The sequence below is a fragment of the Mycobacterium sp. ACS1612 genome (assembly GCF_001667505.1).
In the GTDB taxonomy this organism is placed as follows: domain Bacteria; phylum Actinomycetota; class Actinomycetes; order Mycobacteriales; family Mycobacteriaceae; genus Mycobacterium.
In genome coordinates this window covers 1-19,041 of record NZ_LZHZ01000003.1, presented here as the reverse complement: position 1 = coordinate 19,041, position 19,041 = coordinate 1, and the positions used below count along the sequence as shown (strand labels likewise).

21 protein-coding genes and 1 pseudogene are annotated in these 19,041 nt (G+C 64.0%); 13 read left to right on the top strand and 9 right to left on the bottom strand.

The genetic code is table 11. The annotated features are described in order from the left end of the window. On the bottom strand, positions 1–183 hold a 183-nt coding region (locus tag A5724_RS32755; protein ID WP_156752077.1), incomplete at its 3' end, for a DUF2510 domain-containing protein. 344 nt (positions 184–527) lie between these two features. On the opposite strand from A5724_RS32755, the gene A5724_RS01195 reads away from it, so the two are divergent. Continuing rightward, positions 528–1,088: a hemerythrin domain-containing protein gene (locus A5724_RS01195; protein WP_067794883.1), complete on the top strand. Its 561-nt coding sequence runs from the start codon at positions 528–530 to the stop codon at positions 1,086–1,088. 374 nt (positions 1,089–1,462) lie between these two features. Here the strand turns inward: A5724_RS01195 and A5724_RS01190 are convergent, their stop codons facing one another. The 3 genes from A5724_RS01190 to A5724_RS01180 form a co-directional block, all read right to left on the bottom strand. Then, the gene (locus A5724_RS01190) at positions 1,463–2,266 is read right to left on the bottom strand and encodes a L,D-transpeptidase (RefSeq protein ID WP_232004659.1); all 804 of its coding nucleotides are present in this window, start codon (positions 2,264–2,266) and stop codon (positions 1,463–1,465) included. A 488-nt stretch (positions 2,267–2,754) separates the two neighbouring features. Beyond that, a complete protein-coding gene (locus A5724_RS01185; RefSeq protein WP_232004658.1) occupies positions 2,755–3,513 on the bottom strand; it encodes a hypothetical protein in 759 nt (252 codons plus the stop codon). Between the two features lie 157 nt (positions 3,514–3,670). Beyond that, positions 3,671–4,048 carry a hypothetical protein gene (locus tag A5724_RS01180; RefSeq protein ID WP_232004657.1) on the bottom strand — a complete coding sequence of 126 codons (378 nt, stop codon included), beginning with the start codon at positions 4,046–4,048 and terminating at the stop codon, positions 3,671–3,673. A gap of 99 nt (positions 4,049–4,147) precedes the next feature. On the opposite strand from A5724_RS01180, the gene A5724_RS01175 reads away from it, so the two are divergent. Then, positions 4,148–4,717 carry a TetR/AcrR family transcriptional regulator gene (locus A5724_RS01175; protein WP_067794877.1) on the top strand — a complete coding sequence of 190 codons (570 nt, stop codon included), beginning with the start codon at positions 4,148–4,150 and terminating at the stop codon, positions 4,715–4,717. A gap of 116 nt (positions 4,718–4,833) precedes the next feature. Here A5724_RS01175 and A5724_RS01170 read toward each other — a convergent pair whose 3' ends face one another. Then, positions 4,834–6,642: a serine/threonine-protein kinase gene (locus A5724_RS01170; protein ID WP_067794874.1), complete on the bottom strand. Its 1,809-nt coding sequence runs from the start codon at positions 6,640–6,642 to the stop codon at positions 4,834–4,836. A gap of 168 nt (positions 6,643–6,810) precedes the next feature. On the opposite strand from A5724_RS01170, the gene A5724_RS01165 reads away from it, so the two are divergent. From A5724_RS01165 to A5724_RS32750, 7 genes are all read left to right on the top strand, one after another. Next, positions 6,811–7,455 (top strand): uracil-DNA glycosylase family protein, encoded by a 645-nt coding sequence (locus tag A5724_RS01165; protein WP_232004656.1) that lies wholly within the window; start codon positions 6,811–6,813, stop codon positions 7,453–7,455. A gap of 90 nt (positions 7,456–7,545) precedes the next feature. Next, positions 7,546–8,334 carry a class I SAM-dependent methyltransferase gene (locus A5724_RS01160; RefSeq protein WP_197518509.1) on the top strand — a complete coding sequence of 263 codons (789 nt, stop codon included), beginning with the start codon at positions 7,546–7,548 and terminating at the stop codon, positions 8,332–8,334. A 762-nt stretch (positions 8,335–9,096) separates the two neighbouring features. Further along, positions 9,097–9,423, top strand: a complete 327-nt coding sequence (locus A5724_RS01155) for a hypothetical protein (protein WP_156752076.1) — start codon at positions 9,097–9,099, stop codon at positions 9,421–9,423. Between the two features lie 98 nt (positions 9,424–9,521). Further along, positions 9,522–9,860: a hypothetical protein gene (locus tag A5724_RS01150; RefSeq protein ID WP_067794861.1), complete on the top strand. Its 339-nt coding sequence runs from the start codon at positions 9,522–9,524 to the stop codon at positions 9,858–9,860. Between the two features lie 166 nt (positions 9,861–10,026). Continuing rightward, positions 10,027–10,992, top strand: coding sequence for a metallophosphoesterase (locus tag A5724_RS01145; RefSeq protein WP_369830590.1), 966 nt, complete (start codon positions 10,027–10,029; stop codon positions 10,990–10,992). Positions 10,993–11,039: 47 nt separating this feature from the next. Continuing rightward, positions 11,040–12,269: a hypothetical protein gene (locus A5724_RS01140; protein WP_156752075.1), complete on the top strand. Its 1,230-nt coding sequence runs from the start codon at positions 11,040–11,042 to the stop codon at positions 12,267–12,269. Positions 12,270–12,282: 13 nt separating this feature from the next. Next, positions 12,283–13,059, top strand: coding sequence for a hypothetical protein (locus A5724_RS32750; protein ID WP_082964790.1), 777 nt, complete (start codon positions 12,283–12,285; stop codon positions 13,057–13,059). Positions 13,060–13,217: 158 nt separating this feature from the next. Here the strand turns inward: A5724_RS32750 and A5724_RS01130 are convergent, their stop codons facing one another. After that, entirely contained in the window at positions 13,218–13,538 is a 321-nt protein-coding gene (locus tag A5724_RS01130; RefSeq protein WP_067794852.1) for an EthD family reductase, read from the bottom strand. Between the two features lie 120 nt (positions 13,539–13,658). On the opposite strand from A5724_RS01130, the gene A5724_RS01125 reads away from it, so the two are divergent. Together A5724_RS01125 and A5724_RS01120 are read left to right on the top strand one after the other, a co-directional pair. Next, positions 13,659–14,804 carry a zinc-binding dehydrogenase gene (locus tag A5724_RS01125; RefSeq protein WP_067794849.1) on the top strand — a complete coding sequence of 382 codons (1,146 nt, stop codon included), beginning with the start codon at positions 13,659–13,661 and terminating at the stop codon, positions 14,802–14,804. 24 nt (positions 14,805–14,828) lie between these two features. After that, positions 14,829–15,428, top strand: coding sequence for a DNA-3-methyladenine glycosylase I (locus A5724_RS01120; protein WP_067794889.1), 600 nt, complete (start codon positions 14,829–14,831; stop codon positions 15,426–15,428). Positions 15,429–15,696: 268 nt separating this feature from the next. Here A5724_RS01120 and A5724_RS01115 read toward each other — a convergent pair whose 3' ends face one another. After that, positions 15,697–16,290, bottom strand: a complete 594-nt coding sequence (locus tag A5724_RS01115) for a hypothetical protein (protein WP_232004655.1) — start codon at positions 16,288–16,290, stop codon at positions 15,697–15,699. 52 nt (positions 16,291–16,342) lie between these two features. Continuing rightward, on the bottom strand, positions 16,343–16,957 hold the full coding sequence (locus A5724_RS01110; RefSeq protein ID WP_067794843.1) for a dihydrofolate reductase family protein: 615 nt from the start codon (positions 16,955–16,957) through the stop codon (positions 16,343–16,345). 279 nt (positions 16,958–17,236) lie between these two features. On the opposite strand from A5724_RS01110, the pseudogene A5724_RS35000 reads away from it, so the two are divergent. After that, positions 17,237–17,466, top strand: a pseudogene (locus tag A5724_RS35000) (class I SAM-dependent methyltransferase); the annotation flags it as partial. A 30-nt stretch (positions 17,467–17,496) separates the two neighbouring features. Here the strand turns inward: A5724_RS35000 and A5724_RS01105 are convergent. Continuing rightward, positions 17,497–17,688, bottom strand: a complete 192-nt coding sequence (locus tag A5724_RS01105) for a CsbD family protein (RefSeq protein WP_067794839.1) — start codon at positions 17,686–17,688, stop codon at positions 17,497–17,499. Between the two features lie 229 nt (positions 17,689–17,917). On the opposite strand from A5724_RS01105, the gene A5724_RS01100 reads away from it, so the two are divergent. Then, the coding region (locus A5724_RS01100; protein WP_067794886.1) for an HNH endonuclease signature motif containing protein at positions 17,918–19,041 on the top strand (1,124 nt) is incomplete at its 3' end.

The following is a 19,041-nucleotide window of genomic DNA, read 5'->3' as shown; positions in this document are numbered from 1 at the left end:
TTCTTCGCGCCGACGGGGGCGAACAGGAACGCGAATACCAGCGACTCCCGCCGCCACCCGGTCGGCATCCCACTGCTGGGGGGCGGGGCGATGGTGGGCCGTCCAGACGTGCCCGTCGAAGTAGCGCTGTCCAGGTGCGCCGCTCGGATTGGGGTACCAACCGGCAGGCGGCGGGATACTCATATCTGCCCCTCCTGTCACCGCCCGCTGCGTTCCGCCTCTGAACGACCGTTGCAACGCTAGCTAAACAGACCGACGAGAGCTACGCCGGGCCTAGGGTCGTCGCTGGTTATCCCCGGCCGCTGCGATGGGCTCGCGGCCACACCGCCGACGCGGTAATCGCCACGACCAAAGCGGCCGCACCCGCCGTCGCAGACAGGGCCGTGCTGCCCCGCCTGGGCCCGGATCTAACGCGCACCGGCCTGACCATCCTTGGTGAAACACGCCGCGACGTGGGGAGTAGCTCGGCGTTTGGGCGTATCGGTGTCGGGTAGCCCGTGCATACAGCCCATATCGAGGAGAGATCCATGACGACTTCACAGCAACACGATGTTGTCGACGACATCATCACCGACCACCGCGAGGTGGAAGCGGTCTTCGAGGAGCTCGAACGGGGTGGCGACGGCCAGAATCGGCGCGAACTCGTCGAACATGTCATCACCGAACTGGTGCGGCACTCAGTCGGCGAGGAGCAGTACGTGTACCCCACGGCGCGACGCGTCCTTGACGACGGCGACAAGATCGCCGACCACGAGCTCGAGGAACATGCCAAGGCCGAAAAGATCATGAAAGAGATCGAGAAGACCGACTCCGACGATCCCAAGTTCGAGGAGTTGGTGCGCCAGCTCATGAAGGACATCCGCCACCACATCAAGGACGAAGAGGGCGACCTCCTGCCTGCGCTACGGAAGGCATGCGACGAAGCCGACCTGCGGGAGCTCGGCGAGAAGTTCCAGCACGCCAAGAAGATGGCGCCCACTCGGCCGCATCCCTCTGCGCCGGATCGGCCGCCCGCCAACAAGATTCTCGGCCCGGGCGCCGGACTCATCGACCGCATGCGCGATGCGCTCAGCGGTCGCAACACCTGACGGTCACGTCGGCGAGAAGAGTTCTTGCATCACAGCGACGCTCGCTGCGCGCTGTAGTTCTCCTTGGACCGCGATGCGTTGGACACATTCACATTGGGCAACTACCGCCACATACCGACGTCATCAGTGATGCCACCCGCTAGGACGCTGCCCACCGAGGGGCCACATCTGAAGTGCGGCGTCGGCGAGCACGCCAATCAAGATGTATTCCAAGCGCTTTTGGCGATGCAGCGCGTCACCAGGAAGCCGTGCGCATCCTCCTCCGCGCCTTACAAGCCCCACTTCAACAGAACCAATCGGCAGCTTGACACAAGGCTACTCAGAGGCGGGCACTACGAAACGCGTCCCCTCCGCCCCCCCAGCGATGTCTCGGGCTAAAGCTGCCAGTCGTTGGAGCCGTCGTGCCTGGAGTAGGTGCCGCCGCTGGAGTTCTTGACCACGATGGCATCACCGGCGTTGAACGTGTTGAAGAACCATTGCGCGTTGGCGGGGCTGATGTTGATGCACCCGTGACTGACGTCGCGCTTGCCCTGGTCGTCCACCGACCACGGGGCGCTGTGCACGAAGTCGCCGCTGTCGTCGAACCGCACGGCGAGCTCCACCGTCGTGCGATAACCATAGGTGGAGTTCACCGGAACGCCGTACGTCGAGGAGTCCATCACCACGGATGGCATCTTCTCTTGCACGTAGTAGCTGCCGTTCGGGGTTTGGTGACCGCCTGCTGTCATGCCCATCGACATCGGAATCGTCTTCTCCACGGCTCCGTTGCGGGTGACCGTCAACTGATGGGTCGCGTCATCGGCGGTGGCTACCAACGCATCTCCGGTCTGAAAGCTTGTCACCGTGCCGCCGGCATCGACCGTCACCGCGGTGTGCGCGGGCCAGAAGCTCAGCGGACGCCATCGCAGCTGTGTGGGCGTCATCCAGTAGAACTTGCCGGCAACCGGTGGGACCGAGGACACGTGGACAGCGCTCTCGGCGTCAACCGAATTTTCGACGAGGCCGGGGAAGTTGATGATGATCGGCTGCCCCACACCGACCGTCGACCCATTGGCGGGCACGAGCCTCGGCGGCCCGAACGGGGCGGTGCCCGTAAACGGTGTGGGGTCTTGCCCCGCGCCCGCCCCTGGGTCGCCTGGCGCAGGGTCAGCCAGCGCGTAACCCGAACTCAGCAGCATGGAGCAGACGCTCGACACCACAGCCACTGCTGGCAGAGCGGCGCGAATGCGTCCTTTCCTACATTCCGATATCGACATGCCTCCAGTCTGGTACGCCTACCTGTGTCCTATAGCGGCACCCCCGACTTACACAGTCATGCGCCGACAGACTGATGGCCAAGGATGAGCGCGGACGTACGCTCTGCGACCATGATCGCCGCGGCATCGGTGTTCGCATGTGACCCCGCACCCGAAGATCGGGCGCAACACAGCGTCGGGTCGTCTGCGGTTCCGATCTGCACGTGAATCTTCAACTTGTGCAGCATGTTTTGGCGATGGATAACATCAACGTCGGCCAGCCGCGGGGTGCGGGTTTGATCCCGCCGTGAAGTGGCGCGCCGAGAGGACTGTTGCGCGGTGGCCGTGGCGCGCGCGCTCTCCACACGGGCCAAAGTTCTTGTTCCGCCGTTCCGTATTGCCGTCCTTGTAATCGCGTCCATTACCGTGCTTCACCTCCCGCCACCAGATCGTCGACCAATCCCTCGACGCCACCCGGCGACCGCCGCAACCACCACGACCGCCGCCGCCACACCTGCCGTCACCGCCAACGCTGTGCTGCCCCGGCCCGAAGCGCCGACGGCGATGGCCACCAAAGCCCACAAGGCGCCCGCCACGTATCCCGGAGAGCCGCGCAACATCGTCGTCATCCCCACCGCGAACACGGCGGCCGCCACCAACAGCACGAACTGCCACCCGCTCGCCGACGCCGAGACGCCCGAACTGATCAACGCCGCAGCCACATTCGCGAACACCGCGATGCTGCTCCAACCCAGATACAAGCCGAACGTCACCGTCGCCAACACCGCAAGCCACGCCGGACACGTCATGTCATGGCGCCGCCGCACCAGCAGTCGCAGGACGTGGATCAACGCCGACACCATCACCGCGAACACCACCACGCTGACCCACAGCCAGTCCTGTGCAGCCACCACGAGCCACACGCTGAATCCGGCGAACACCACGCTGACGTCGATCAGCAGGCTCGTCTCCCACCATGCGCCCAACCCGTAACGCAGCACCGCCACCGCCGTCACCGCGCTCAGTGCCGTGATCAACCCCCACAGACTGAAGGCGTAACCGGCGGGCGTGATCAGCGCCTCGTTCGTCGCGCCCGACTCGAGGAAGTTCCCCGCGACCGCGTCGGCGACGAACGGCGCGGCCAACTGGCTCAGCGCCAACACCGCGGCGATCCACCGCCACGCGCTCACTGCCCTTGGTTCTGCTCTCATCGTGGTCGTTTCCATCACCAAGCGATTCGGAGCCGCGCCGCCGCCGGATGGGCCGGCCCCGACCACCGACTTGCGAGGAGGTTAGTGGGCTGTGCCACGACATCCTGACTGCCGGCTCGCCGCCGTGCCGCACCGGTTAGGCCGCGCGCCGATCCATCAGCCTCGTCGGTTCGGCGGCGGCCTGCACCAGTTGCTCATGGTTGTCGCGCACACCGCGGTAGCTCTGCATATACCGGTCAATCTGCTCGCGCCGCAGCGGTTGGGCCCAGATGTTCTCGCCGGGGATCGCGATGCCGCTGTCGTTGGATTCGGTCCGCATGCGCGCGCCGATACGGAAGCCCACCACCGACGCAACCATCAATACGGCCATGCTGGCCGCGATGATGCCGGCTAGCGCGCCTCCGGTCGCCAGCGCGTAGACGAACATGCCCAGCGCCACGAACACCAGCAGCAACAGCACGTACGCCACGTTCGTCATCGATACCCGTCGCAATGCCTTCAACACGTTGATCACCTCTCCATCCTAAACAAAACGCTACGTGTAGCGTAGCGCTACGCCTAGTGTAGCGTTTTTCCGGTCGGAGTTATTCCGCGTCCGCCGAGGAGGATCAACATGGCGCAGCGACAAGACGTCGACGACGCCATCGCCGACGCCACCCTGGAGCTTTTGCGCACCAAAGGCCCCCGCTCGGTGACCGTCGAAGCGGTCGCGGCACGCTCGGGTGTCGCCAAGACCACCATTTATCGCCGGCACAGCGACCGCCGCGACATGCTCTCGGCCGCGCTGTCTCGGGTCACCACCCCCGACCCGCTCCCAGCCCAAGCCGACCCGCCCGAGCGGCTGCGCTGGCTGATCAAAGAAGCCATCAAGACCATCGAGGTCGGCATCGGCTACGGCGGATTGGCCGCCCTGCTCACCGACGAGGACCCCGCCTTCACCAAGCTCTTCCGCCGCATCCTGGCCAAACAACGCGCCGAACTGGAAGCAGTGATCAGCAGCGGCAAGGCCGAGGGATCCATCCGCACCGACCTCGACGCCGCCACACTCGTCGACGCCGTGGTCGGCGCACACATCGCCGAACGCACCCGCACCGGACGGGTCGCCACCGGATGGGAAAAGCGGCTGTTCGACCTCTTCTGGCCCACCGTGCAAGCGGAAGTCGAGCTACATCCGTCCGACTAAAACTGCCAGGAGACCGCATCACGCTGTGCTGCAGGCGTTTTCAATATCAACGCACCGGATGACGGAATTTATTGTCCAGCTCGCGTGCATCGGATCGCCGAAGCCCAGAAATCGGCTTATGAAGTGCAAGAGTTGACATAGGCCGTGCACAGAGGCGCGACCATGTCGGCGAAGAGCTGGTCATCGTTGATCGGGGACCAGTCCACCGTTAGAGGCGTGGCGGACCACATCGCCAGTTCGACGACGGTGCTGTTGCGGAGGTCAGAGATCAGGTACACGTGGGCGACCATCGGCGTAGTCCCTGTTTCTGTGATGGTTGCGGCGAGCGATTGGCCGGGGTTTCCGCCGGGAAGGTTCTGCTCGGCGATCCGCGTCACGTACACACCGGGCGAACTAAATGCGCAGTTGTTGCGCAAGATGTTGACCGCGCCATCCATGACGGCAGATGCCCGTTGCCCCGCGATCCAGGGATCCCCGCGCCAGTGGAGGACCTGAACTTGCAGCTGCCATTGGCCAGGCGGGTTCGGCAGTATGATCCGTGCCGCCAACGAGCCGTCGCGCTCGTCACTGGACGCGGGCGGTGCCGCGCACAGTTCGTCGATCTTGAAGCGGGGGTTGGTCACCGGCTCGGACAGAGCGGCTAGCGGCGCCCAGCGGTAGTCGTTGTAGAGAGGTATCGCCGCGGGGTCGATCCAGGCCGCATCGGGAATTTGCGTGCATGCCGGCGGGCAGTTGCCTTGCGGCGGCCGGTTCGGGTTCGGTGCAGGTGCAGCGAACGTCGTGACTGGTGTTGGGCTAGAAGGTGTTGTGGCGGCCGACGGTAACCCAGCTGTTGTCGAGGCGGATGCTGACGCCGACGGAGCCGATGTCGCCGTCGGATTGTTCGGACCGGAGGGTTTGAAGACTGCCCAAATCGCAGCGGCAGCCAGAAGGATCACTACTACGCCGACGGCTGCCGGGATCAGCCAGCGGCGCCTGCCCGATTGGGCTGCGGCGGGGACGCGAGGCGACCCAGCGGACCGCCGCTCGGCGTCCTTCTTCTGAATCGAGGCTTGGACCGTTGAGGCCTTGCTGACTGGGGCCGATGTTGACGCTTGGCCTGCCACCGCCTGAGCGAAGTCCTTGCAGCGCGGGTAGCGATCGTCGGGGGCCTTGGATAATGCCTTGGCGACGGCGTCGAGGCCGGCCAGTTCGGGGCGATGTTGCGACACCGCGGGCGGATCAGTGTTGAGGTGACGGCTGATCACCACGGCGGGGTTGGAATGTGGGAACAACTGCGTTCCGGTGAGCAATTGATACGCCGTGGCCGCCAACGAGTACTGATCGGCGCGGCCGTCCACCGGCTCGCCCATCAATTGCTCCGGGGCCGTGTACGCGACGGTACCCACAGTCATATTGGTGGCCGTCAACCCGCTGATGTCTTCTGCGCTGCGGGCGATGCCGAAGTCGGCCAACAGGATTCGCCGATCATGGTCGTCAGTGGGATCGGTCACCATGATGTTGGCGGGTTTGACATCGCGATGCAGCAGGCCTTGGCGGTGCGAGTAGTCGAGCGCGTCGGCTACAGCCGTGATGATGTTCACCGCAAGGTCGAGCGGCATTCCCGCCGGATAGCGCTGGGAAAGGAGCTGGCCCGCATCGGTGCCGTCGACGTAGTCCATGGCGATCCATAGCTGGCCGTCGAACTCTCCGCGGTCGTTGACGCGGACAATGTTGGGATGCCAAAGCGAAGCCGCGAGGTCGGCTTCACGCAAGAAGCGCTCGCGATACTCGGCATCGGCGGAGACGTGGGCTGGCAGCACTTTGAGAGCGTCCTTGCGGGGCAGTCGTGGGTGGTCGGCGAGGTAGACCTCTCCCATACCTCCCGAGCCAAGAAGCCGCAGAACCGTGTACCCGGCGAAGACGCTTCCCTCGGACATCGGCATGGTCTGGATGCTATGCCGACACGACGTGGGAACTGAACGCAACTCGGGGCAGCTTGCATATGCGATGAGCGGCCGCGTGCCTGACCGACTAGGACCGGGCGGGGGTTTGCTCCGCCCAGGATCGCCATCATGCCCGTCGGAGGATCCGCATCTATTTACACTTCACCGGTGAGCGAGCGCGCGGCGCAGAACGACACCGATGTGTCACGGCGATCGCGCAAGCTCGCTCTCGACATCGAGATCAAGAGTTGCAGGCGTTGCGTCGGGATGAACATTGAGCGGGTCACCGCGTCTGCGCCCGGCTACGGCTGCCTGAGCTCACCGGTAGCGCTGGTCGGACAGAGCCTCTGCGAGAAGTGCATGGAGAGCCAGATCCCGTTCACCGGCGGCAGTGGCGAGTTGGTCGACCTAAGTATTGAACTCGCGGGCCGCAAGAAGGACGACGTTTTCATCAGTAACGCGGTGCACTGTCATCCGCCGCGGAACCGGCCATCTCATGAGCACGAAATCGTCAACTGCTCAGCATTCCTGCATCGCGAACTCGACATCGTCCGGCCGCGACTCGTCATCACGCTGGGTCGCGACGCCGAACGCGTCCTGATGTTCTTTTATCCGCGGGCGCGGGTTGCGACGTTGCCCTTTGAGATCCCGCGTGGCCGACTACCCAACGGTTTGCCCTACATCCTCAACGCCAAGCACCCGTCGTGGATCCAACGCCAGCACGACGATCGGCTTGAAGCGGAGTATGTGTCGGGTTTGGCAGCAGCGATACGGTGGAGCTTCGGTTTCGCGAGCGAGGAAGCAAACCTCTAGGACCACGCGCCCTCGCCGTCCCCGAATCGGCCGCTCATCTTTTCGATGTGATCGGCCGCCTCTGCCAATAAAATTTGGTGCAATCGGCAAGTGGGAGAGGTGATTATGGGTCTATTCGCCGAATCCGCTTGGCATTATGCGCGATACAGACCCGGCTACCCGCAGCAGTTCTTCGACGACGTCGTTGAACATTTCAGCCTTGACCGGACTGGCCGTCTTCTGGACCTTGGCTGCGGCACAGGCCAGCTGACGCTGCCTCTTGCAGATTATGTCACTGAAGCAGTCGGCATGGACCCTGAACCTGGAATGCTCAGCGAGGCCGCCAAACGAGCCAACGTCGCGGGCGTCACCAACGTGACCTGGACGCAGGGCGGCTCGAACGATCTCCCAAGCAATATCGGCCCCTTCAGGCTGGTGACCATGGGTCGCTCCTTTCACTGGATGGATCGTGAACAGGTCCTGACAGCGCTCGACAGCATCGTCGATGGCGACGGCGGCCTGGTGATCGCCAACGACAGCTGCCTTGTCCGTCCGACCACACAGTGGCAACGCGCAGTTGAAGACGTCCAGAACCGCTTCATCCCGATGGAAACGCTGACCAACACGACCGGCCCAGTAAGCAAGACGGAAACGCACGAGGCGATCCTGGCCCGTTCGCCGTTTCGGGACGTCCGCCGCACCACCTATGCATTCGATCGCTCATGGACGATCGAGCAAGCCATCGGATACCTCTACTCGACGTCGCTACCGCTTCGCCGGTCACTCGGCGAACGCAGGGCCGCCTTTGAACAAGCGATCACTGACACATTGATCGCGATCGACCCGAAAGGACAGTTTACCGAACCCGTCACCCTGGAAGTCCTCACGGCCACCAGATGACAATATCGCCGAGTCTCGTTACGTGCCAACGCCTTTACTCGACACGTCGTCCTTTGGCCACGCCGACCTGCTGTCCGTCGGCGATCGCACGCGATAAAGCGGCATTGCCCGCAGTGCCTTGCCAAGGGACTCCACCGGGAGCGGGCATGTGGCTCGCTACTTGAGAAAACGCCTCTTCCCATCGGTCGGCAGTTGTACGCCATGCGGTAACAGCATCCAGCAGATGGTCGGTGTCCCACGAGCGGATCTGCGATAACGACGGAACAGATGACTCGGCGGCCATCTAGGTCACCAGGGCTGGCCCGGCCGTCGCGATATCTACGGATGAGTTTTCGTCAGTAGCAGCGTATGCGCCGGCTGACGCCCTGAGTTTTGCAGCCGTGGAGACCATTCAGTCGGCCAGGGTCGCGCGAGTTACCTCGACCTTGGCATGGACCATCGCGACAGCCGTTGACGTGGCTTGGCATGCTGGACCGGCGGTCGAGCCGGGGGCATTGTCGGTGATTTCGGCAGCAAAACCGGCGCAGGTAGCAGCTAGCCACTCCAGGCCAACAGGATCAAACCTGACCGATGAGTCCACCCTGCCAAGTGTAGGTGCGACGCCGCTGGTGCCCTGACGGCAATTTTGTGAGGAGTGCCGTCCTTGGCTATTGATAGGGTTCGTTTAGCTTTTGAGCCGTACGCACAGCTGCTTATCTGGGGTCGCATGAACATAATCCGCGCCGAGCTCGCTCCGGAGTTCAGGGACGAAGCTGTGGTTTGTTGGCCATGGACGGCGCCGGGGTCTCCACTTTTCTCACTGCATTGAAGACGGCCGAACAGCAAGGAGCGTTTGCACTCGAGCGCGACGGGATGACGCATCAGTTCGTCATACAAGACGGCTCAGCGGATGTTGAGTTGCGCGATGCTCGCGTGGTGTGGCGCCTCGACCAGGCCAAAGCAGCCGAAATCGTCGATGATCTGGCAGTGCTGAACGACAACGACGGCCCGGGCCACGACTACGTCGACATCTCCTCGCCAACGAATACCCTTGTTCTTTCGCGCGACGAGTATGTGCGCGTCGTCCCGCCGCAATCACCGCGACCGTAGGGCCCGGTGGACCCGAGAACCGAATTCCGCGCGACCTGTCGTCTCCCGGCGTGATTCAGCGCGGAAGTGGGCTATTCCGAGAACGATTGGTTGGGCAGTTGACTAAACAGAACGACAACGGATTCGTCGTGCACTACGCCTCTGATATCGACGGCGATCGCTACGCCATCATTGAATCGGAAGACGCCGACATGTCGGGATGGCGAATCGAAGTCGCGCCCGATGAGGCCTGGTATGCCAATGCTTTCGGTGGGGACGGCGCCGTGCCGAGCGTCCTCAAGCCTCGCATCGAAGAGTTCACCAGAGACTATTTCCTGGTTCCGGACGGGCCGCAATTGGAACGGTCTCGGTTTCGGAGAAGTGGGTCACCCATGGTCGGCGATGGTGAACCACAGCGAGCGCATCGTCCGTTGGATACCGCCCGATGGAGAGGCTGAGTAACGGGAGCTGTTCGCGAACGGAGTCTGGCCCGATCGCGCTAAGCGATGAGATCGTCACCGTTGCTGCGCGGTCAAGTGCGCTCCCTGCTGAACCGGCTCCGCGAACAGGTGCAGATGAGCCGGAAAGCGGCGATATGTCGTACCTGCGTGCGACGATCGGATTGTGAACGGATACGACATCATCGGCGATGTGCACGGTTGCGCGACTGTCCTCGACGATTTGCTGGTCAAGCTCGGCTACCGACCCGACGACCGGACCGGCGTCTACCGGCATCCCGCCCGTCGCGCGGTGTTCGTGGGCGACCTTGTCGATCGGGGGCCGGACCAGCGTCGCGTGCTCGAACTCGTCAAGCCGATGGTGGACGACGGAAGCGCCTACATCGTGATGGGCAACCACGAGTTCAACGCCATCGGCTATGCCACGGAAGATCCGCGCACAGCTGGTGTCTACCTACGCGAGCACAGTGAGAAGAACACCAAGCAACATCGGGCATTCCTCGCTCAGCTCGGCGACGCCGAGCGCGCTCACTACGTCGAGTGGTTCCAGACACTGCCGCTGTGGCTGGACCTGGGCGACATTCGCGTCGTGCACGCGTGCTGGCATCCTCAGTCGATCGAAATCGTTGAGCGCGAACTCGGTTCGAACCGATTCAGCTCCGCGTCTCAGTTCGCCAGGGCATCGACAAGAGGCAACCCGCTTCATGACGCGGTCGAAGTGCTTCTGAAGGGACCCGAGATCGATCTGACCAAGCATGGCCAGCCACCGTTCATAGATTGGGGTGGCGACCTGCGCAACGAGGCACGCGTGCGCTGGTGGGACGACTCCGCCGCGTCACTGCGTGACATCGCCGAGTTGGGCGGCGACTTCACCACGGAGGACGGCGACCCGTATCCAGCGCTGCCCGAAACAGCTGTGCCCGAGGACTATCGGTCCTTCGTGTACACCGACGACGTGCCGGTGTTCTACGGGCATTACTGGCGCGACGGATCGCCGACGCACCGACAGGACTGGACGGGGCGCACCGCATGCGTCGATTTCAGCGCCGCCAAGCCAGGCGGTGTGCTGGTGGCTTACCGCTGGTCGGGCGAATCCGAGATACGTGCGGAGAACTACGTGCGACAGCGATAGGGACTTGACGATCAGATGGGGGTTACGAGATGAGTCATCGTTTTGCGGTGTTTCCCGCTGGTGCAGTCGACTCGATCGAAGCGGCGAACGACCTGGTGGTGACGATGTGCATCGAAAGCGTGGGTGAGCCACCGTCGTCCGTCGTGGAGTTGGTGGATGCACTGATCGAGTGCGGTGAAGAGGTCTGCTGGGTCGAGCGTCCGGCGGACTCCCGCGGCGTGATCGTCGAAACAAAGCAGCCGGAGGACGGCCTGCTGAATTACCTGCTGTCGGAAACCATGGACCGTGGTCTCGCCGTTTACGATCTCGAACTGTTCCGCCTCTACGATCCACGCGGACGCGTAGACATCGACGTCAAGATTCAAAGTGATGTCGCATTGCCTTACCTGACACCGACGCTGTTGCGGGACCTCGTCCTGCGACCAACCTGGCCTCGGCCTGACGACCCCTTCTTCATCGTCGAACGAGGCGAGGAACTGTACGTCCAGGTCTATCGCGGAGAGGACGGCTCCTACACGCTCGAGCACCGCGACGGTGGGGCCGACGCTCACTTCAGGTACTGCTCGACCGAGATCTCGCTGCTCGCAGATGTGATGTGGGCGTGGGTAATTGAAGATTCGCGATGGCGCACCGCCGTGGCGTGGACGCCGTTGCAGATAGCCGAAACGGATGACCAGGATTTGTGGCGGCCAACCGCCGGGTCCTTGCATATCGCCGAAAACTCCGACCTGGAGCTGACTTTCGACGATACCGACGGCGAACCATTCCTGGCCTATCATGCCGGCAACCCGGACAACGAGAAGGACGCCGATGGTCGACTGATTCCGCTCGGCTGGGTACTACACGTGTCGGACGAGGAAGAGATAGCGACAGGCGTCCTGGGGTTCGACGATGTCGAGGAAGCGGCGGCCAAAGCCAAGGACCACCTGGGCCCGCCCGCCACGAAGGCGCCGCGTCATATCAGTCTTCGCAGCGAGCATCGAGACGACGGCAGTTGGCTCAACCTGGACGCCACTCTGGGCGACGACGGATCGCTTCATATCAACGGGCAAGACTTCGGCCCGGTGACTCGGATGATCAGCTCGGACGGCGAGTACGAGTACTTCTACACGATCGCCGCCGAGAACGTGCCGGCTCTGGTCATCGCGCTGGGCGGAGAACCGGGGACGGACATCATCGATCTACTGGCACAGCGCTATCGCGGCGACGCCTCGTACCAGCTCGAGCGCGAAATTCGTTCCAGTGGAATCGATTACCAGTTCACCAACTATTCCTGAGAGCGGTAGGCCAATGACGAGTATCGAGACCGTTCACATCGCCGAAGGTCGGCCTTGGAAGGACGCGTTGATCGGCGCCCTGGAGCCCCGGTCGCCGTATCGAGCCTGGCACGCCTCGACGGACATCGCCAGCGGCGAACCGGTGATCGGAGTCCTCGACACGGACCCGCCAGCGCTGCTCGCGGCCGTCGGCATCGTCGGACTGGACGGCGACGTCGGTCAAGCGCTCGGCAGGATTGACGATCTCGATCGCAGCGGCCTGCTCGAACTCGGCACATTGAACGCGGTGGGAGACTTCACCGTCCGTCCAGGAGCCCGCACGGTCTATTACCGCGACTCGTATGAAGCTTTCGTGGACACGCTCGACGGCTACCGCTGGCGGGTTAGTGAGTCGCTGTTCGGTGCGACTTCGCTTGCCGCTGCTCGCATCTTGCTCCATTCCGGCGGCAGCTGCGCGGGCTGTGGACAGCGAATCGATCTAACCGGAGAGGATGCGCGCGACCGTGTGCACCTCCACACCGTGGCGCCTCGCCTGTCAGAGGCTCCCGCAGACTGGCCTGCCGCTTTGTGCGATTCGTGCCATGACCGCATGCGCCGAGACGGGTTCACCAGTTTCGTTGACTTGCGGTTCGCGCTGAACCCGCGCTGTCCATCTTGTTCTGCTCAACGCACGATGTCGACGATGTACGGGATGCCGGCCGGGCCGGTCGAACAACCGTGGATCGCGGCGATGGGCTGCTGCGTTCAGCCGTGGGAATGGTGCTGCGCCGAATGCGGCCACGAGTGGTGACTTCGCGTTAAGTGTTGCGACGAGAGCAGTTGGGCGCCCTCTAGGCACGTATTTGGTGCCGTGCGTGGGCGCGGTACTGACAACAGCCGCGAATCGGTCGCGCCTGCCCGCGGTGGCAACTTGCCCAATCGGAGGCTACTGCCGGTTCCATGAGAGCGTCACTGCTGCGGAACCTCCACGTCAGACATCAGCACCCGGACGCCACCGGTGGCGAGCCGTCCCAAGGCTTCGAAGAACGCGCCGGCTTCCGGCGTGCTGACGGCGGCGACCGCGGCGTCGTAGTCGGGGTAGTAGAGGTCGATCATGCGATACGCCGGCGTCGGGCTGCCGTCTTCCTTCGGCCATACCTTCGACGCCTCGAAGCGGATATGGCCTGGGATGCGCTGGGCGGCTTCCAACTGCTCCGAGCCGTAGGCGCCTTCGAACGCCTCGGGATCGGTCGGGTTGTCGTAGATGACAGTGATCTTCGTTTCGGACATCGCATACCTCCGCTCACACAGCAATACCCCGGGCGAGTTCGACACTAATGTCTCGAAATAGACCCCGCACGAACTGAGTTCGTACAGTGGACCGAGCTCGCACCGAAAGAGGCGTTTACCATGACCGCAGCCTTGCCTGAGAACTCGCTGGAACTGCGCTCGACGGTGACCTCGAAGGGCACAGTGGAGCTTTTGCTGGTGGAAGTTCCTGTCCCTGTACCGGCCGCGAACGAGGTGTTGGTTCGCGTGGAGGCCTCTCCGATCAACCCGTCGGACCTCGGTCTTCTCACCGCAGGAGCGGACATGTCGGCCGCTACGGTGACGGGAACAGCCGACCGTCCCGTCGTCACGGCACCTCTGGGCGATGGCGCGGTGGCGGGTCTGACGGCGCGACTCGACCAACCGCTGCCCGTCGGGAACGAAGGCGCGGGGACCGTCGTGGCCGCGGGCGAATCGCCGGCTGCGCAGGCTCTGCTCGGCAAGACAGTGGGCATCGCGGGTGGTGCGATGTACTCGCAGTACCGGGCGGTCGACGCCGGGGCTTGCCTCGTCTTGCCGCCGGGCGCGACGGCCAAGGATGGCGCGTCGTCGTTCGTCAACCCGTTGACGGCCCTCGGGATGGTGGAAACCATGCGCCGCGAAGGACATTCGGGGCTGGTGCACACCGCGGCGGCGTCGAACCTAGGCCAGATGCTCGTCAAGCTATGTCTCGCCGACGGCGTGCCGCTCGTCAACATCGTCCGCAAGCCTGAACAGGAAGAGCTGCTGCGTTCGCTCGGCGCCGTCCACGTCTGCAACACCGCCTCGTCGACATTCGAGGCAGACCTGGTGGAGGCGCTCAAGGCGACGTCGGCGACGCTCGCGTTCGACGCGACAGGCGGCGGAACCCTGGTGAGCCAGATACTCAACGCCATGGAGGAGGCGGCCAACGCGACCGCGGGTGCCTACTCCCGGTACGGCTCGACGGTCCACAAGCAGGCGTACATCTACGGCGGGCTCGACACCGGTCCGACGATTCTGACCAGAAACTTCGGCATGGCGTGGGGGCTGGGTGGATGGCTGCTCACGTACTTCCTCATGAACGCCGGCGCCGAGACCGTCGGTCGGCTGCGCGCTCGGGTGGCTGCCGAGCTGACGACGACATTCGCGAGTACATACACCCGTGAGGTCTCCCTCGCCGGCATGCTGCAGCCGGATGCGTTCAACGCCTACGTCAAGCGCGCGACGGGGGAGAAGTTCCTCGTGACCCCGCAGGCGTTGCCGTAGACCGGTGGCCGCGCGGTGAAGGCGATGAGCGGCGAGGGCGTCCCCGCCACACGTCCGGTCACGCTGACAGGTGCCGATGGCGTCGTGCGGTGTGGCTGGGTCACCGAGGTCGGCGACGGGCTGACCGACTACCACGACCGAGAGTGGGGCACGCCCGTCCACGACGACGCGGCGGTGTTTCGGACGTTGGCGTTGACGTATTTCGAGAACGGGCTGTCCTGGTCGCTCGTCTTCCGTAAGCGCGATGCGTTGTGTCGTGCCTTCGCCGATTTCGAACCGGCCGCCGTGGCGGCGATGACCGACCGCGACGTCGACCTGCTGATGCGCAACGCGGAGATCATCCGGCATCGCGGCAAAATCAAGGCGACCGTGCACAATGCACGCCTGCTGCGCAGCTTCTCGCTCGCTGACGTCGCTTGGCGGTACCGACCGCGACGACGACATCCGCTTCGGCAGTGGAGCGATGGCAGGTCGCAGACCGCGGAGTCTGAGCAACTCGCAACTGACCTGCGGCGCAGAGGTTTCCGGTTCGTCGGGCCTCGGGTGGCCCATTCGTTCATGCAGGCTGCTGGCATCGAGAACGGGCACTTCGACGGCTGCTTTCGCGCCGTTGTTGACGCTTGATGGTCAACCATGGCGCGACGAGTGCTACGCCTCGGAGTCCGGCGGCGTCACTACCTCTATCTCGTCGGCTTGCGGCCACGTTGTCGGTGGGGCGTCACTCACCCACGCATACTCCGTCGGCGATCCAGATGATCACTTCGCCGTGGTAGGCCGTGCTGTGCGCCGTCGAGATCAGCGAGAAGCGGTCGACCAGAGTCCGCGTGCGACAATATCGATCGGATGACTGCGGCCTCGTCGGACGACACTGACCGCCAACTTCTTTCGTCGGTCACGACAGCGCAGCTGACGGGTGCACTTCGACAGGATAGCCGCGCCGCAGTGCCTCTATCGACAACGCCGGCGTTACTACTTCCGCCGCATCAATTCCAGCATCGTCGATCGCGAATGCATCGACGTAACCCGCTGGCGTCCATCGATGAAGATATCCGCGCCACATCAAGCGGAAGTCGTTGTCCGAAAAGGTTACGAAGACACCGTCAGGCACGTCCGCCAGCGCAGTCGTAGTCCGCGGCGCCCGCCGCGACCGGCTGAGCCGTCGGTCGAGATCCCTTGGACCATCCAGCGGTTGCTCGCCGCCCGCGTCCACCGCCGCCATAAATCTCCGGTACTGCGGACGCCGACATTCCCCACACGGACGATGCCCGGCCGCAAGGGCGACGGCCTCGTCCAAAAAGAACAGTTCGGTGTACGTGCCAGGGGTCATCACTGTGCGTCGACGCCCCCTGAACTGGAGCCGACAGATCAGCCACATCGCGTTGCGCGACGTCCGGACGATCCGTTTGTGGTCGTCGTGCAAAATGCCCCGATTGCCCATGAAGGTGCCGCGGGCCGGGGTAGCGATGATCTCGCCACCCGGCGTCACCCGATTCTGCAGGGGCACCAAGCCACGGTAACCACCCGTTCTGACATCGCGCTCAGCGCGCGACGCGATAGCGGAGATGAGCCACCCCAGGAGCCTCCAACACCCGAACCAGCTCCATCTTCGGCACGCCCGGCTCGAAGCCGTCGAACAGGCGCTCACCCGAGCCGAGGATCACCGCCGACACCTGCAGGTCTATCTCGTCGACCAGGCCCGCCTGAATTGCCTGGCGAGCGCACGACGCGCCACCGGCGATCGAGATGTCCTTCCCGCCGGCGGCCGCCTCAGCCTGTGCATAGGCGGACTCGATGCCGTCGGTGACAAAGTGGAACGTTGTCCCGCCCTTCATTTCGATGGGGTCGTGCGGGTAGTGCGTGAGCACGAAGACGGGGCAGTGGTACGGCGGAGTGTCGCCCCACCAGCCTCGGCAGTCCGAGTCGCCCCATTCACCCCGAATAGGGCCATACATGTTGCGGCCCATGATGGTTGCGCCCATGTCGTCCAGCATCTCGGACACGACCTGTTGGTTGATTGGGTGGTCTTTGTTGGGGCCGATGTGCCAGTCGTGCACCGCGAGGCCGCCCACACCGAGGGGATTGTGTTCGCTTTGATTGGGGCCCGCGACGTAGCCGTCCGCGGAGATCGACATCGAGAGATTGGTTCGCGCCATGTGGATAAGACTGCTCCGGCGCGGAGAACTCATCGCATCGACCCGCCTCGCGCCGTTATTCCGCGATATCCGGGCTGGCAAGGCGCAGCCTCCGGTACCGGGTCGTGCGGATCGCTTTGGGGGTGTCCGCGCGGACGTCGAAACCGACAAGGACTCCCCGCCCGAGCCGTCATGGGGACGACATTGCCACCACAAACCCAGAGCCTGCGGCCACACTTCGCGGCGTTCCGACGCGGACATACAGCTGCACGTCATCGGCCTGACGCTGAGCAAGAAGGGATCTTCCCCGGCGGGCGCCTGCCGACAGTCCCGATGTCGAGGGGCACGCCACGAGCGCCGGATACACCGTCAGCCGGATCCAACGGATAGGGCCGTACTACGCCAGAACGCTCGACATGTGGGCAGCCGTGCTGGAGGCGCACGGCGACGAGGCGATCGCGATTCAGTCGGAAGAGATGTTCCGCGACCGCTACACCGATCTGTGCCAGTTCACCCGGTATGAAGTTTAAATCCGGGCCACCGCAACACTATTCGCAAGGCTACCTCTGGCCTCGGCGCCGAGGTCGGAACGCGTCTTTGAGCTTCTCGCCCGCGTCCTTCAGGTGAGACGCCCGCTCATCAGCGCGCCCCTGGGCCTTCAACTCGGGGTCGTTTGTTGCGTGTCCCATTGCTGCCTTGGCCTTGCCCGCGACCTGCTGCAACTTGTTCCTCGCTTTGTCGGCACCGCTCATCGCGACCGTCCTTTCATCCCGCTTCTTCGGCGAAGCACCACCACTAGCCGATTACCCGATTTCTGCTTCAGACAGTCACGCCGGCTTCGGTCTCGCGAAGACCCCGCACCGCCTCCGTCGCAACTGATTCCGCGCGGAGTTATCCCCAGGCGCGTATTCCTCCCCAGGTTGTTTGACTAGGCAAGGTGAATCGGGGCGATGTGTCTTATGCCGTGGTGATGATGGGGTCATGTCTTCGACATCGGTGTCTGCGGTGGGCACCACCAGTGATCGTCTCGAAGTGCTGTTCGACGAACTCGCCGAGTTGGCGGGGCAGCGCAATGTGATTGACGGGCGCATTGTGGAGATCGCTGCGCAGATCGAGCGGGACAACCTGTGGGGTGCGACCGGGGCGCGGTCGGTGGCGGCGTTGATGGCCTGGCGGTTGGGATTGTCGTCGACGACCGCGCACACCATCACCACGATCGCGGATCGGTTGGAGGAGTTTCCCCGCTGTACGCAAGCGATGCGCGAGGGCCGGTTGTCGTTGGATCAGGTCGGGGTGATCGCTTCTCGCGCGGGCGAGGAATCGGATGAGCACTACGCCGAACTGGCGGCGGTGGCGACGGTGAGCCAGTTGCGCACCGCAGTCAAACTGGAGCCGCGCCCGGATCCGGATCCCAAGCCGCAGCCGCAGGCGTCGTTCAGCAAGACTTCTGACGAGCAGTGCACGAAGTATCGGATCACGCTGCCGATTGATCAGGCGGCGACGTTTGATGCGGCGTTGGCGTCACACCGGGATGCGTTGTTCGCCGAGTACACCGCTGGTCAGCCGTTGCCGACGGCCCCGGCGGCGTTCATGCGGCTGGTCGAATCTGGTTGGGATGCCGAGGCGGTGCGGCGCCCGCAGGGTCAACGCACCACCGTGGTGGTGCATGTGGATCTCGAGGCGCGCATCGCCAACCTGCACCTGGGGCCGCTGCTCTCCGACGCCGACCGCCAATACCTCACCTGCGATGCCACCTGCGAGGTGTGGTTCCAACGCTGCGGGCGGGTGATCGGCGCCGGACGCACCACCCGCACCATCAACCGAAGACTGCGGCGCGCGCTGGAACACCGCCACCCCACGTGTGCGGTACCCGGGTGTGAGGCGACGCGAGGGTTGCATGCCCACCACATCATCCACTGGGAAGACGGCGGCCTGACCGAGCTGGACAACCTGGTGCTGGTCTGCCCGTATCACCACCGCATGCATCACAAAGGTGAGATCACCATCACCGGGCCCGCCGACACCCTCGTCGTCACCGACAGCGACGGCAACCCACTGACCTCGGCATCACTGGCCCGCCCACCCAACGGCCCACCGCCCGACGT